Genomic DNA, 13,478 nt, shown 5'->3' with positions numbered 1-13,478 from the left:
CATGCCACGTCCTGAAGATTCCCCGTGGGCCGTGTCCGTCGCGCAGGTCGCGTCGCGCGCCGGCCAGAGCAAGTCGGTCGACGCCGTGTTCCCCGCACCCAGCGGCATCGGCGACGACATCGTCGGCATCAAGGAGGGCACCGACGTGCACGTCGTCGGATCCTTCGACTCGATCGTCGACGGACTGGTGTTCACCGGCCGCATCAGCGCGCCGGTCAGCACCGAATGCACGCGCTGCCTCAAGCCGATCAACCGCGACTGGACGGTGGACGTGACCGCGTTCTTCCCGTACGACGCGCCGAACGGCAACGACGCGCGCAACGGCAAAGGCGAGGTGGACATCATCGCCGGCGAGGACGAATCGGAGGACGTGTACCCGCTGAGCGGCGACGGCGCGTTCGCCGATCTTGAGGCGCTCATCCGCGACACGCTCGCCGAGTCGCTGCCGCTGCAGCCGCTGTGCCGCGAGGACTGCCGCGGCCTGTGCCCGCAGTGCGGCGCGGATCTCAACGAGGATCCCGACCATCATCACGAGGTGGTCGACGACCGGTTCGCCGCGCTGGCCGCACTCAAGGCGCAGCTCGAGGCGAAGGAGTAGCGGCGGCCGTCCCGTCCGACTGGACTTTGTACGGACGATGCGCTAAGATACCGAACGCTTAAGCTCAATCGTTCGAACGAAACAGAGGAATACAAATGGCACTGCCTAAGTACAAGACCTCGCGCGCCAACACGCACTCGCGCCGCGCGAACTGGAAGGCGTCTGCTGTGCAGACCGTCACCTGCCCGAACTGCGGCGCTCCCCAGCTGCCGCACATGGCCTGCCCGAGCTGCGGCAACTTCCGCGGCCGCACCTACCGCGAGGCCATCCGCTCCGCCCACACCAAGTGAGTCCAGCGGCAACGCAAGCGATGAAAGCCCTGCCATCGACGGGTGGCGGGGCTTTTTCGTATCCGTCACGGACGTCTCGCAACCACCGACCACAACCATCCGCACCTGTCCCTACACCGCGATAGAGAGGACATCATGACCGCAGAAGAAGCAACCACCAACGCCAACGACCACGTTCCCGCGCCGATCAACCCGTCCAACGTCCTACTCGAGGCGCTCGGCACCACCATCAGCCCCGAACTGCTGGTGCAGGCGCTCACCCACCGCTCGTTCTCGCATGAGCATCCGGGCGCGCCGAACTACGAGCGGCTCGAATTCCTCGGCGACGCGGTGCTCGAACTCGTCGCCACCGAAACGCTGTTCTCCGCGCACCCGGACATGACCGAAGGCCAGCTCGCGAAAATGCGCGCGAAGGCCGTCTCCGAGGAGTCGCTCAGCGCGATCGCCCGCACGAAGCTGCACGTGAGCCCGTACATCCTGCTCGGCCACGGCGAGGCGAAGGAGGGCGGCGCGGAGAAAAGCTCGATCCTGTGCGACATCGTGGAGTCGCTGATCGGCGCGACGTTCCTCGAGCACGGCATCGACGGCGCACGCGAGGTGGTGCACCGGCTCGTCGACGACACGCTGGCCGAAGTGGCCACGGAAGGCCCGGCGCTCGACTGGAAGACCTCGCTGGAGGTCAAGTCGCACCAGCAGGGCAAGGGCGATCCGCACTACCGCATGTCGGTGTCCGGCCCCGAATACGCGCAGGTGTTCACCGCGCAGGTGCTGCTCGGCGACGACGACGCGACGGTCTGGGGCACCGGCACCGGCTCCAGCAAGCGCAAGGCGCAGCTCGCGGCCGCCGAGGTCGCGTGGAAGGCGCTGTGAGACCGTAGGCGCGGCGTGGGCCGCGCGCCAGCCACGATACGGGCACGGGAATCGCCGTATCTCACCGCCCGCCGCTAGGATGGGTGGAATATTACACTTGGCAAGTAGCAACACGCCCGACGCCACAAGCGTCCAGCGCACGGACCGCCCCGCCGCCGCCCATCCAACCGTCGCGCGGCCGGCCGTACGGCGATCCGGCTGCAAGCGAGAGACCGACAACCCAAGTTGAGAGGGATCATGGTGACACCTACGCCTCTTCAGGCATTCAGCGGCGTGCCGAAAACGCACGCGGGCAACGACAAGCAGACCATCGTCGACGGCGAGAAGATGACCGGCGCGCAGGCGCTGGTCCGCGCGCTGGAGGATCTGGGCGTGCAGGACGTGTTCGGCCTGCCCGGCGGCGCGATCCTGCCGGTCTACCACGCGATCAACGACGAGACCAAGTTCCGCTTCACGCTCGTGCGCCACGAGCAGGCGGCGGGCCACGCAGCCGAGGGCTACGCGGTGGCGACCGGCCGCGTGGGCGTGTGCATCGTCACGTCCGGCCCGGGCGCGACGAACATGATCACGCCGATCGCCGACGCGAACATGGATTCGGTGCCGCTCGTGGTCATCACCGGCCAGGTCGGCGTGAACGCGATCGGCACGGACGCGTTCCAGGAGGCCGACATCGTGGGCGCGACCTATCCGGTCGTCAAGCATTCGTATCTGGTCACGCGCGCGCAGGACATCCCGCGCGTGATCGCCGAGGCGCACTACATCGCGCGTTCCGGCCGCCCCGGCCCGGTCGTGGTCGACCTGACGAAGACCGCGCAGGTCGGCGAGATGTACTATTCGTGGCCGCAGCGCATGATCCTGCCCGGCTACAACCCGACGACCAAGGCGCACGGCCGCGTGCTGTCGGACGCGGCGAAGCTGTTCGCGCAGTCGTACCGCCCGCTGCTGTACGTCGGCGGCGGTGCGTCGCGATCCAACGCGTCGAAGGAAGTCGCAGAACTCGCCGAAGTGACCGGTGCTCCGATCGTGACGACGCTGCCGGCGCGCGGCATCGTGCCCGACTCGAATCCGAAGAACCTCGGTATGCTCGGCATGCACGGCACCGTCGCCGCGACGGCCGCCGCCCAGCGCTGCGATCTGCTCGTCGCGATCGGCGCACGTTTCGACGATCGCGTGACCGGCAAGCTCGACGCATTCGCGCCGGGCGCCCGCGTGATCCACATCGACATCGACCCGGCCGAGATCGGCAAGAACCGCGCGCCGGACGTGCCGATCGTCGGCGACGTGGCGACCGTTCTGCACGATCTGATCCCGGAGATCAAGCGTTCGCAGGCGATCGGCGGCAAGCCGAACCTCAAGCCGTGGTGGGACGAGCTCACCAAGCTGCGCGAGCGGTACACGATCCATTACGACGAGCCGGAGGACCAGCCGACCGACGGCACGCTGCAGCCGCAGTGGGTGGTCGAGCAGCTGTCGGCCAAGGCCGACCCGTCGACGATCTGGGTGTCGGGCGTGGGCCAGCACCAGATGTGGGCCGCGCAGCTCATCGACTTCAAGAAGCCGCATTCGTGGATCTCGTCGGGCGGCCTCGGCACGATGGGCTTCGGTCTGCCGGCCGCGATCGGCGCGTCGGTCGGTTCGGCGCGTGACTTCGACGGCAAGAAGCCGGTGTGGCTAATCGACGGCGATGGCTCGTTCCAGATGACCAGCGAAGAACTGGCGACCGCGTTCCTCGACCATGCGCCGGTCAAGATCGCGATCCTCAACAACTCCGTGTACGGCATGGTGCGCCAGTGGCAGACGCTGTTCTATGATCAGCACTACTCGCAGACGAACCTGCTCGACGGCGAAGCGCACAGCGAGACCGAGGAGGGCACGCCGCAGTTCTTCGACGTGCCGGACTTCGTGAAGCTCGCCGAGGCGTACGGCTGCGTCGGCCTGCGCGCGTTCACCGAGGAGGAGGCGTTGGCCGCGATCGACAAGGCGAACGCGATCAACGACCGCCCGGTGCTCATCGACTTCCGCGTGTGGAAGGACGCGATGGTGTGGCCGATGGTCGCGGCCGGCGCGTCGAACGACGACGTGACGTACCGCCCGGGCACGCAGCCGCTGCGCCCGCATGGCGAGGCCGGGGCCGTCGAGCTCGGCGAGGCCGGTTTCTAAGGTTCGTGAAGGGTTAAGGAGAGTACTTCCATGGCAAATTATCCCGCGTCCCAGCCCGGTTCCAAGCGCCACACGCTGTCCGTGCTCGTGGAGAACCGTCCGGGCGTGCTGGCACGCATCGCCGGCCTGTTCGCCCGCCGCGCGTTCAACATCGACTCGCTGTCCGTCTCCCCCACCGAACGCCCGGACATCTCGCGCGTGACGGTGACCGCCGAGGTCGAAGACCTGCCGCTCGAGCAGATCATCAAGCAGCTCAACAAGCTGCTGCATGTGCTCAAGATCGTCGATCTTGACCCAGATACGACCGTAGAGCGTGAGCTGGTGCTCATCAAGGTCTCGGCCGACGAGTCTAACCGTTCCGACGTGCTCGAGATCGTGCGCCTGTTCCGCGTGCGCGTGGTCGACGTGAACCCTGAGTCGCTCACCATCGAGGCGACCGGCGCGGAGGGCAAGATCGACGCGCTGCTCGGACTGCTGGAGCACTACGGCATTATCGAGCTCGTGCGTTCCGGCGCGGTCGCCGTGACCCGCGGACCGCGCGCGTTGAGCGAGAAGGTCATCGGATCAGAGATCACCGGTCGCTGACGGGTTCGGCATCATTCGCCGTCTCACGCCGTGCAGGGCTCCTCGTTCATACGAGGAGCCCTTTTTCGTCGTCGGCATCCGATACGAACGCCCGTAATACGGCATCGGAGCCGACTGCCACAGCGGCAAACAGACCGTATCTCAGCAACAACGCCCCGTCGTCATCGAGTTACGGTCTCCCCCACCCCTCCAAACGACCATATCTCAACAAGAGCAGCTCGCCATCATTGAGTTACGGCCTCCTCAACCCCCTAAAACGGCCGTATCTCAATAAGACTGTCCCATTCCTGTTGAGTTACGGCCTCCCCCACCCCTCCAAGCGACCGTATCTCAACAAGAGCACTCCGTTTTCATTGAGATACGGTCTCCCAGCCCGTTCGAAACGGCCGTAACTCAATGAGTAGGATGCGTTGTTGTTGATATATGGTCTCCGTCGTCGATTTATACAAGATTTGTTGTACAATGATTCTTGTGAAATTCAGCGGGGACAATCCCGCCGATCAACAAGGAGGTCATCGTGACCGACACTCATCGCAACGCCGATCTCGCGCAGCTACGCGCCGTATCGCATCCGACGCGCATCCGCATCATGAACATCATGGCGGCACCCGGCAGCACGCTTACCGTGGGTGACATCGCCGCACGCACCGGCGAATCGGCCGGCACCATCAGCTATCACCTCAGGCAGCTCGCCAAGGCCGGACTCGTCGAACAGATTCCCTCCCCCGACGGCGACGCTCGCAAAAGCTGCTGGCGCGCCACCACGCCCAAGCTCGTCGTCCATTCCGACCGACACACCGATCCGGCGTCCGCCGAAACGCTCGCACAATCCGTGTCCGTCACCGTCAATGAGGCGCGCATGCGCTACCGCCAAGCCGAATCGTCTCTACCCGAGCAGTGGCGACACTCGCTCGACGGCATGGCGATCACCCGGCTGACCGTCGAGGAGGCCGAGCAGATGCAGCAGGAGCTGATGGCCGTCGCCAACAAGTGGGTCAACACGGTCGGCGACCGGCACACCGAAGGCGACGGATCCGAACAGGTCATGGTCGCACTGTCCGCCTTCCGATATCTGGACTGATCGGAGCGGCCATGAACGACGTCAACGCCAGCAACAGCAATGCCATAGACGACACCGACGTACAGCCGGCGGACGAGACTCCGATCACAGCCGCGACGAATACGACGGCAACGATCTCCTCCGCACGAACAACGCATACCTCGCTGTGGCACAATCCGCAATACCGCTCATGGTTCACCGCGGACACCGCCTCCGCCACAGGTCTTGCCCTGAAGAGCTTCGCGATCTCGCTGGTCGCCTTCTCACTCACCCGCTCGCTGCCGACCGCCGGATGGTTGGCCACGGCCAGTGTGATCGCCGCACAGATCTCCGGCGTGTTCGGCGGCACTCTGGCCGACCGGCACAACCGTAAGCGACTCATCATCCTCAACGCCGCATGTGGCACCGTCCTGTGGGGTACGGTGTGCGCGATGTTGGCGACCGGACTGCTCACGTTCCCCGTGTTCGCGGTCGCCATAGTCACGGCGTCCACGGTCAACGGGTTGCTGGGCAACGCGACGAACGCGATGCTGCGGTCGATCATTCCCACCGCCGACTATCCGAAGGCGCAGAGCCTTAATCAGGGCCGCGACTCGGTGATCAGCCTCGCCGGCTCGCCGCTCGGCGGCATGCTGTACGCGTTCAGCGCGTGGGCTCCGTTCGCCGCCGCGTCGCTCATGTACGCGGTCGCGGGCGTCAGCGCGAGTATGCTGCGTGTCGACGAGCATGCGCGCAATGCGATCGGACGCGACAGCACAGACGACGATATCACGGGCGGCATGTCCTCGCGGCACGGCTCGTTCATCGACGACTTCGTCGAGGGCTGGCGTTGGATGCTGCGGCGGCGCACGCTGATGGCGATATGCGTGATCGCGGCATTGCTGAACTTCGGCATCAACGGCATCTTCGCGACCGTGCAGTTACAGTTGGTCGGTTCCGGCGTGGATTCGGTACGCATCGGCTTCGTGGACATGGCGACCGGCGCGGGCATGCTGGCCGGCGCGGTGATCGCAGCCCGCGTATGCGATCGGATGGCTGTCGGCACCGGCCTGATCGTCATGTCGCTGGCCGCGCTGGCGACGATGACCCCGATGCTCGTCAGCCGTGCATACCCGGTGATCCTGGTGTCGTCGCTGCTGTGCTGCCTGCCGATCCCGACGCTCAATTCACTGGTGCTGGGATTCGTGTTCGCCAAAGTGCCGACCGACATGCAGGGCCGCGTCGACTCGTCCTCGAATCTGCTGGGCATGCTGCCGACGCTGTTCTGCTCGGCGATCGCCGGATCGCTGCTGCCGACGATCGGCTTCCGCATGACCGTCGCGTTGTTCCTGACCGCGCTGGCCGCCAATGTGACGATCGTGCTGGCGATGCCGGCCGTACGTTCGATTCCGGCGGCCGATCGCTGGGATGAGGCCGAACTGTAGCGGCGTAAACGGCCGCGACACGCCGGCAGCGTGATCACGACACGCTTGATGCGTTGTGGGGGATGGCGGGTTGTCAGGGTTTCCGGAAACACATCGTGCGTGTCGTGATCACTCCCCCAGCGTGTCGCCGCACCAACCCCTATTCGAGCTGCTCGGACAGCTCCATCCATTCGGCGGTGAGCTCGTCGGATTCGTCGGCGATGACCTTGAGCTGCTCGTTGAGCTTGTTGAGCCCTTCGTAGTCGCTCGGATCATGCGAGGCCATCTGCGATTCGAGATCGGTCTTCTGTTCCTCGAGTTTGGCGAGTTTGCGGTCGATGGCGGCGACGCGCTTGCTGGCATCGTGGAACGCCTTACCGGTCAGTTTGGGCGATGCCGAGTCGCCGTCCACGTTACTGGACTCGGTCGGCTGATCGGCCGCAGCGGCCGGTTCCACCACGTTATCCGCAGCAACAGCCGTCTTGCCCTTCTTCTTGCCATACGCCGGCTCGAGCGACGGCAGCGGCTTGCCGTTCTTGATGTCCTCGACCATGTCGAGATAGTCCTGCACGCCGCCGGGCAGATGCCGCACCTTGCCGCCGATGAGCGCGAACTGCTCGTCGGTGACGCGCTCGAGCAAATACCGGTCGTGCGAGACGACGATGAGTGTGCCGGGCCAGGTGTCGAGCAGGTCCTCCATCACGGCGAGCATGTCGGTGTCGAGGTCGTTGCCGGGCTCGTCCATGATGAGCACGTTCGGCTCGTTGAGCAGGATGAGCAGCAGCTGCATGCGGCGCTTCTGACCGCCCGACAGGTCACGGATCGGCGTCATGAGCTGAGCGGATTCGAAGCCGAGCCGTTCCATGAGCTGGCCGGGCGTGACTTCCTTGCCGTCGACGATGTAGCTCGGCTTGTAGCGGCTGAGCACTTCCTTGATCTTGTATTTGCCGAGCTTCTCGAGCTCGTCGAGACGCTGCGAGAGCACCGCGAACTTGACGGTCTTGCCGATGTTCACATGGCCGACCGTCGGCGTGAGCGTGCCGTCGAGCAGACGCAGCAGCGTGGATTTGCCGGCGCCGTTCGCGCCGACGATGCCGAACCGGTCGCCCGGGCCAATCAGCCACGTCACGTCATCGAGGATCTTACGGCCGGTGACGGTGATCTTGCGGGCGGCCGACGTGGCGTCCGTATCGGACACGATGTCGTCATCGGACACGCCGATCGTCTCGCCGCCGGTCAGCCGGCGTCGCGTCTCGCGCTCCTCATCGGTCATCGCCGCTTCGGCCGCGCGGGCCGCCGCGGCCGCTTCGACGGCCTCTGGCACGCCGGCGTCCACGAGCCGCGGATCGTCCATGTCGGTCACGGCCACCTCGACCGAGCCATGCACCTGCGGTTCGGCGTACATCGGCCGCACCACGTCCACGCGCGACGCGGAATCGGCCATCGCCGCCACATCCGGGTCGACGGCGGCAGCGACCGAACCGTCCGTCACACCGCCCTGCACATGTTCGAAGATCTGCGTCACGTCGATCAGATCGACGACCTGCTTGCCGAGGCGCGAGGTCGCCATTTGCTTGAGCTCGAGCGTGTTGCGCACCGGCGGCACGTCGGCGATGAGCTCGCGCGCGGCCTTGACGTGGAACTTCTGCTTGGTCGAACGGGCGCGCGCGCCGCGGGTCAGCCACGCGAGCTCCTTGCGGGCAAGATTGCGGCGCTTCGTCTCGCGCACGTCGGCCTGACGATCGCGTTCGACGCGCTGCAGCATGTACGCGGAGTAGCCGCCCTCGAACGGCTCGATCAGGCCGTCGTGAACCTCCCACATCGACTCGCACACCTCGTCAAGGAACCAGCGGTCGTGAGTGACGAGCAGCAGCGCGCCCTCGCCGCGCGACCAGCGGTTTTTGAGATGCTCGGCCAGCCAGTGGATCGTCACCACGTCCAGATGGTTCGTCGGCTCGTCGAGCGCGAGGATGTCCCAGTCGTGCAACAGTAGACGTGCCAGATCGGCGCGGCGGCGCTGACCGCCCGACAGCGACCCGATCTTCGCGTCGAGGCTCATGCCGCCGAGCAGCGCCTCAACGATCTCCCGAGAGCGTGTCTCGGCCGCCCATTCGTAGTCTGCGCGTCCCTCCAGCGCGGCTTCGCGGATCGTCGCATCGTCGTCCAACGGATCGCGCTGGTCGAGCATACCGAACGTGAGCCCGTTACGCTTGGTGACACGGCCGGAATCAGGCTCCTGTGTGCCGCGGAACAGATGCAGCAGCGTGGATTTGCCGTCGCCGTTACGGCCGACGATGCCGATGCGGTCGCCTTCGAACACCCCCTGGGTCACATCGGTGAAGATGGTCTTGGTGGCGAAGGCAAGCGAAACGTGTTCCAATCCAATATCGTAAGTCGGCATAATCCACTAACTTAGCGGCACCACCGGGCATCGGCGCCGACCCTCCGGCGACGAACGGGCGCAACGGGCCGGTCAGGATCATCCGCGCCGTCCCGCGACCGACATCGGTACTCGCGTGACAGTCGCGTGACAGTCACGCGAATCGAATCAACGCAACGTCTGCGCGTACGTGTTGCACCGCGCCGCGAACCCGGAGAACACCTGATCCGCGAGCGGCAGCATCTTCGGATCGCTGACGGCGAATGCATCGCGCAGCTGCGACTTGGATCCGCCGGCGGCCTTGAGATCCTTGACCATCGACGGTTCGTCGAGCCATTCCTCGAGCAGCGGCGCGCTGACCTCGAGATGGAACTGCAGGCCGAGCGCGGTGCCGATGCGGAACGCCTGCACCTTGGTGGCGTTCGACCGCGCGAGCAGCTGCGCCTCGGCCGGCAGCCCCACCACGTCGTTGTGCCAGTGCAGTACGTCGATCTGCTTGTCCCACATGGAGAAGTAGTCGTGTTTGTCGACGCGCTTGATCGGCCCGAAGCCGATCTCCGGAGCCTCGCCGTGGCTCAGCTTCGCGCCGAGCGCGGTGGCGATGATCTGATGCCCGAGGCACACGCCGAGCACCGGCTTGCCCACGCTGATCGCGGCCCGGGCCAGTTTCGCCTCGACCTTCAACCCCGGATACTCGTCGTAGTCGGTCGCGCCCATCGGCCCGCCCATGATCACCACGCCGGCGATCTCGTTGAAATCAGGCAGGTCCGGCTTCTTTTTCTTGGCGATGTTCAGCGTCAGCGTGCCCATCCCCAGGTCGTCCAGGTTCGTCAAAATACGCCCCGGCTTCTCCCACGGGACGTGCTGCAGAATCAACACTTGCGGTTGCGTCATAGCCTCTATTGTGTCATCACCTACGTAAACTTCCGTTTCGCCGTTTCGCGCGAGCGTCGCGCAGTGCCGTGCGCGGTACCGTATGCACCGTCTCACGAACTGTCTCACAGACCGTCTCACGCACTGTCTCACAAACGTCATGCAACGCACTGCGATGTCGCGCAACGTGAATACGCTCGGGAGTATGACAGAAGCTCAAGAACCGTTGAATTCCAACACTTCCGAGCAGCCGGCCGTCGCCAAGGCCGCCGCCGGGCTCAAGCTGTACGACACGGCCACGCATGCCGTGGCGCATTTCATCCCGATCAAACCCGGCAAGGTGGGCATCTACGTGTGCGGCGCGACCGTGCAGTCGTCCCCGCACATCGGCCACATCCGCGCGGCCGTCGCGTTCGACGTCGTCCGCCGCTGGTTCCTCAAGCTCGGCTACGACGTCACGTTTGTACGCAACGTGACCGACATCGACGACAAGATCCTCGACAAGGCCGCCGCCGCGGGGCAGCAGTGGTGGGCGCGCGCATACTACTACGAGCGCGAGTTCACGCAGGCGTACGATACGCTCGGCGTACTGCCGCCGACGTACGAGCCGCGCGCGACCGGCCACATGATCGACATGATCGACCTGATCCAGAAGATCATCGACAACGGCCACGGCTACGTGGTGCGCGACGCGGACGGCAGGCCGACCGGCAACGTGTACTTCGACGTGGCGAGCTGGCCGCACTACGGCGAACTGACGCACCAGAAGCAGGGCGCGGGCGCTGCCGAGGTGGATGAGGCGGCGGCCGTGGCCGACCGCATGGGGCCGAGCGTGGACGCGGCGGGCGATGACAAGTACAATCCGGTCGATCCGGCCGACATGTCGCCCGACAAGCACGACCCGCGTGATTTCGCGCTGTGGAAGGCTCCGAAGGACACCGATCCGATGGACGCGCGCTGGGCGACACCGTTCGGCGTGGGTCGCCCGGGCTGGCATATCGAATGCTCGGCGATGAGCCACCGTTACCTTAAGGACATGTTCGACATCCACGGCGGCGGCCTCGACCTGCGCTTCCCCCACCACGAGAACGAGATGGCACAGACGCGCGCGGCCGGCTATGATTCGGCGGCGCACTGGATGCATTCGGCGTGGGTGACGGCCAAGGGCGAGAAGATGTCGAAGTCGCTGGGCACGGGCCTGTCAGTGCCGTCGGTGCTGGCCTCGCATTCCGCATGGGTGGTGCGGTACGCGCTCGGCTCGGTGCAGTACCGGTCGATGCTCGAGTGGTCGGATCAGGCGCTGGTCGAGGCGCAGGCCGCGTACGACCGCGTGTCGAACTTCATCGAGCGCGCCGGCGTGGCGTTGGGCGAGCAGCCGTCGCGTGACGAGATCGCCGCGGTGCGTGCGGATGATCTGCCGACCGATTTCGTCGCGGCGATGAACGAGGACTTCAACGTGTCGGGGGCGACGGCGGCGATCTTCACCGCGGTGCGCAACGGCAACACGCTGCTTTCGCAGCTGGCGGACCGCGCGGATTCCGAGGCGGCGCGCGCCGAGGTGCGCGAGGCGCTGGTGGCCGTGCGCGCGATGCTCGACACGCTGGGCCTCGATCCGCTGGCCGAGCCGTGGATCGGCGGCGGCGCGGGTGCCGGTGCGGCCGGCGAGGGCGAGAACCGCGAGCATGAGGTGCTGGACGCGCTGATCGGCGAGCAGCTCACCGCCCGCGCCGAAGCCCGTAAGGCGCGCGACTTCGCCAAGGCCGATGCGATCCGCGACGCGCTGAACGCCGCCGGCATCGCCATCGAGGACGGTCCGCAGGGCAGCACCTGGAGCCTCAAGTAGGCCCGCCGGGCCTCGCCCACGAATCATCGCGTCACCATCGCGCGATCATCGCAAACCTCATCGCGGCATCCGCCGCACAGGCCGTAACTCAACATCATCTCGACCCCGTTGTTGAGTTACGGCCTTCCCGTCCCCTTAAACGACCGTAACTCAATAACATCTCGCCCCTGACCGTGAGTTACGGTCGTCTGCCCATGCCGAAACGACCGTAACTCAACAACAGCACGTCACTCTTGTTGAGATACGGCCTTCCTGACGCCCTCAGACGACCGTATCTCAACAACAACGCGTCACTCTTGTTGAGATACGGTCGCCTTGGCATATGGAAAAGGCCGTAACTCAACAGGAGCGTGTGTTTCCTGCTGAGTTACGGCCGTTCCGCGGGCGGATGTCCCCGCAAGCGTCAGTCGAAGACGAAGTCGACGTCGACGATGTGCAGCCGCCGGGTGAGCTCCTTCTCCAGCGAGCGCTTGCATTCGACCAGATCGGCCACATCGATCGTTTCGCCGGTGCCGGACAGGTACACGTCGACGGTATAGTTCATGCCGGTCTTGAAGATCAGCGTCTGCTCGTACTCGGTGTTCGCCGGCAGGTGACGCTGCGCGGTGGCCTCCACGAACGCGTTCGTCTCGTCGTCGTCATGCACGCCGCCGACCAGTTCGATGAACGCGTCACGCAACACGCCGAACGGCTCCTTGATCGTGCAGGCCACGAGTGCGACGGTGATGAAGAAGTCGCCGGTGAAGTGCAGGAAGTCGAACGGGCCGCTGGTCGGCAGGAACATGAGCACAACGGCGACCACGCCGATGCCGAATGACATCGCGCCGTCGACCAGCGTGCTTTTGCACTCGGCGGTGAGCATAGTGCTCGAATTGCGGATGGCGCGGTTTTCGCGGCGGTAGTAGACGTACAGGCCGAAGCAGACGAGCACGGTGAGGATCTCGTAGATGACGACCGGACCGGTTTCGATGCGTTCGCCGGTGCCGAGCACGAAGTAGTCGTAGGCGACCTGCGAAACGTCGAGCAGCGAGTACAACAGCAGGGAGAGCGTGAAGATGGCCTTGCAGATCGCGTAGATCGGCTCGAGCGCGAACAGGCCGTTGGGGAATCGTTCGGTGGTGCGTACGGTGCGTGAGGACAGGTAGACCGCGACGATGCCGGACAGCACAGAGATCGCGGTGAAGGAGAAATCGAGGAACATGGCCTTGAGGCCGGTCATGAAGAACACGGCCATGCCGGCCGCGACTTGCAGCGCGTTGACGACGATGCCAACGATCAGGGCTTGACGTTCGATTCTTTTTTGGGGCATAGGGCGGGCCTTCCATATTGCACGGCATGTCTGCGTTGACCCGTTACTTCACTGGCCGGTTCGGAACGTCGCGGTTCCGGGACGGCTCGATTCGCGAGGGCGCACGG

At 65.3% G+C, this 13,478-nt stretch carries 10 protein-coding genes and 2 pseudogenes; 8 read left to right on the top strand and 4 right to left on the bottom strand.

Annotated elements, in window-relative coordinates; genetic code table 11:
- The first annotated feature begins 1 nt into the window (after position 1).
- The 7 genes from DSM100688_RS03760 (at position 2) to DSM100688_RS03730 (ending at position 6,987) form a co-directional block, all read left to right on the top strand.
- Positions 2–598, top strand: coding sequence for a YceD family protein (locus tag DSM100688_RS03760; RefSeq protein WP_152357823.1), 597 nt, complete (start codon positions 2–4; stop codon positions 596–598).
- A 95-nt stretch (positions 599–693) separates the two neighbouring features.
- A complete protein-coding gene (rpmF, locus tag DSM100688_RS03755) occupies positions 694–888 on the top strand; it encodes a 50S ribosomal protein L32 (RefSeq protein WP_152357822.1) in 195 nt (64 codons plus the stop codon).
- Positions 889–1,023: 135 nt separating this feature from the next.
- Positions 1,024–1,758, top strand: a complete 735-nt coding sequence (gene rnc / locus DSM100688_RS03750; RefSeq protein ID WP_152357821.1) for a ribonuclease III — start codon at positions 1,024–1,026, stop codon at positions 1,756–1,758.
- Positions 1,759–1,995: 237 nt separating this feature from the next.
- A complete protein-coding gene (locus DSM100688_RS03745) occupies positions 1,996–3,918 on the top strand; it encodes an acetolactate synthase large subunit (RefSeq protein WP_152357820.1) in 1,923 nt (640 codons plus the stop codon).
- Positions 3,919–3,948: 30 nt separating this feature from the next.
- Complete coding sequence (ilvN, locus tag DSM100688_RS03740) at positions 3,949–4,503, top strand: acetolactate synthase small subunit (RefSeq protein ID WP_152357819.1); 555 nt, start codon at positions 3,949–3,951, stop codon at positions 4,501–4,503.
- 517 nt (positions 4,504–5,020) lie between these two features.
- A complete protein-coding gene (locus tag DSM100688_RS03735) occupies positions 5,021–5,584 on the top strand; it encodes an ArsR/SmtB family transcription factor (RefSeq protein ID WP_152357818.1) in 564 nt (187 codons plus the stop codon).
- A gap of 11 nt (positions 5,585–5,595) precedes the next feature.
- Positions 5,596–6,987 carry an MFS transporter gene (locus DSM100688_RS03730; protein WP_152357817.1) on the top strand — a complete coding sequence of 464 codons (1,392 nt, stop codon included), beginning with the start codon at positions 5,596–5,598 and terminating at the stop codon, positions 6,985–6,987.
- Positions 6,988–7,126: 139 nt separating this feature from the next.
- Here the strand turns inward: DSM100688_RS03730 and DSM100688_RS12330 are convergent.
- From DSM100688_RS12330 to DSM100688_RS03720, 3 genes and pseudogenes are all read right to left on the bottom strand, one after another.
- Positions 7,127–8,149, bottom strand: a pseudogene (locus tag DSM100688_RS12330) (ATP-binding cassette domain-containing protein); the annotation flags it as partial.
- Between the two features lie 107 nt (positions 8,150–8,256).
- Positions 8,257–9,367: pseudogene (locus tag DSM100688_RS12325) on the bottom strand (ABC-F family ATP-binding cassette domain-containing protein); the annotation flags it as partial.
- 147 nt (positions 9,368–9,514) lie between these two features.
- Entirely contained in the window at positions 9,515–10,240 is a 726-nt protein-coding gene (locus DSM100688_RS03720; protein ID WP_152357815.1) for a type 1 glutamine amidotransferase, read from the bottom strand.
- A 184-nt stretch (positions 10,241–10,424) separates the two neighbouring features.
- On the opposite strand from DSM100688_RS03720, the gene cysS reads away from it, so the two are divergent.
- Positions 10,425–12,062, top strand: a complete 1,638-nt coding sequence (cysS, locus tag DSM100688_RS03715; protein ID WP_152357814.1) for a cysteine--tRNA ligase — start codon at positions 10,425–10,427, stop codon at positions 12,060–12,062.
- 403 nt (positions 12,063–12,465) lie between these two features.
- Here the strand turns inward: cysS and DSM100688_RS03710 are convergent, their stop codons facing one another.
- The gene (locus tag DSM100688_RS03710) at positions 12,466–13,371 is read right to left on the bottom strand and encodes a cation transporter (RefSeq protein WP_152357813.1); all 906 of its coding nucleotides are present in this window, start codon (positions 13,369–13,371) and stop codon (positions 12,466–12,468) included.
- Between the last annotated feature and the right edge of the window lie 107 nt (positions 13,372–13,478).

Origin of the sequence: Bifidobacterium ramosum (assembly GCF_009299505.1) — a bacterium.
Lineage (GTDB): Bacteria > Actinomycetota > Actinomycetes > Actinomycetales > Bifidobacteriaceae > Bifidobacterium > Bifidobacterium ramosum.
The sequence above is the reverse complement of the archived record's forward strand: the minus strand, read 5'-3'. Positions and strand labels throughout refer to the sequence as shown.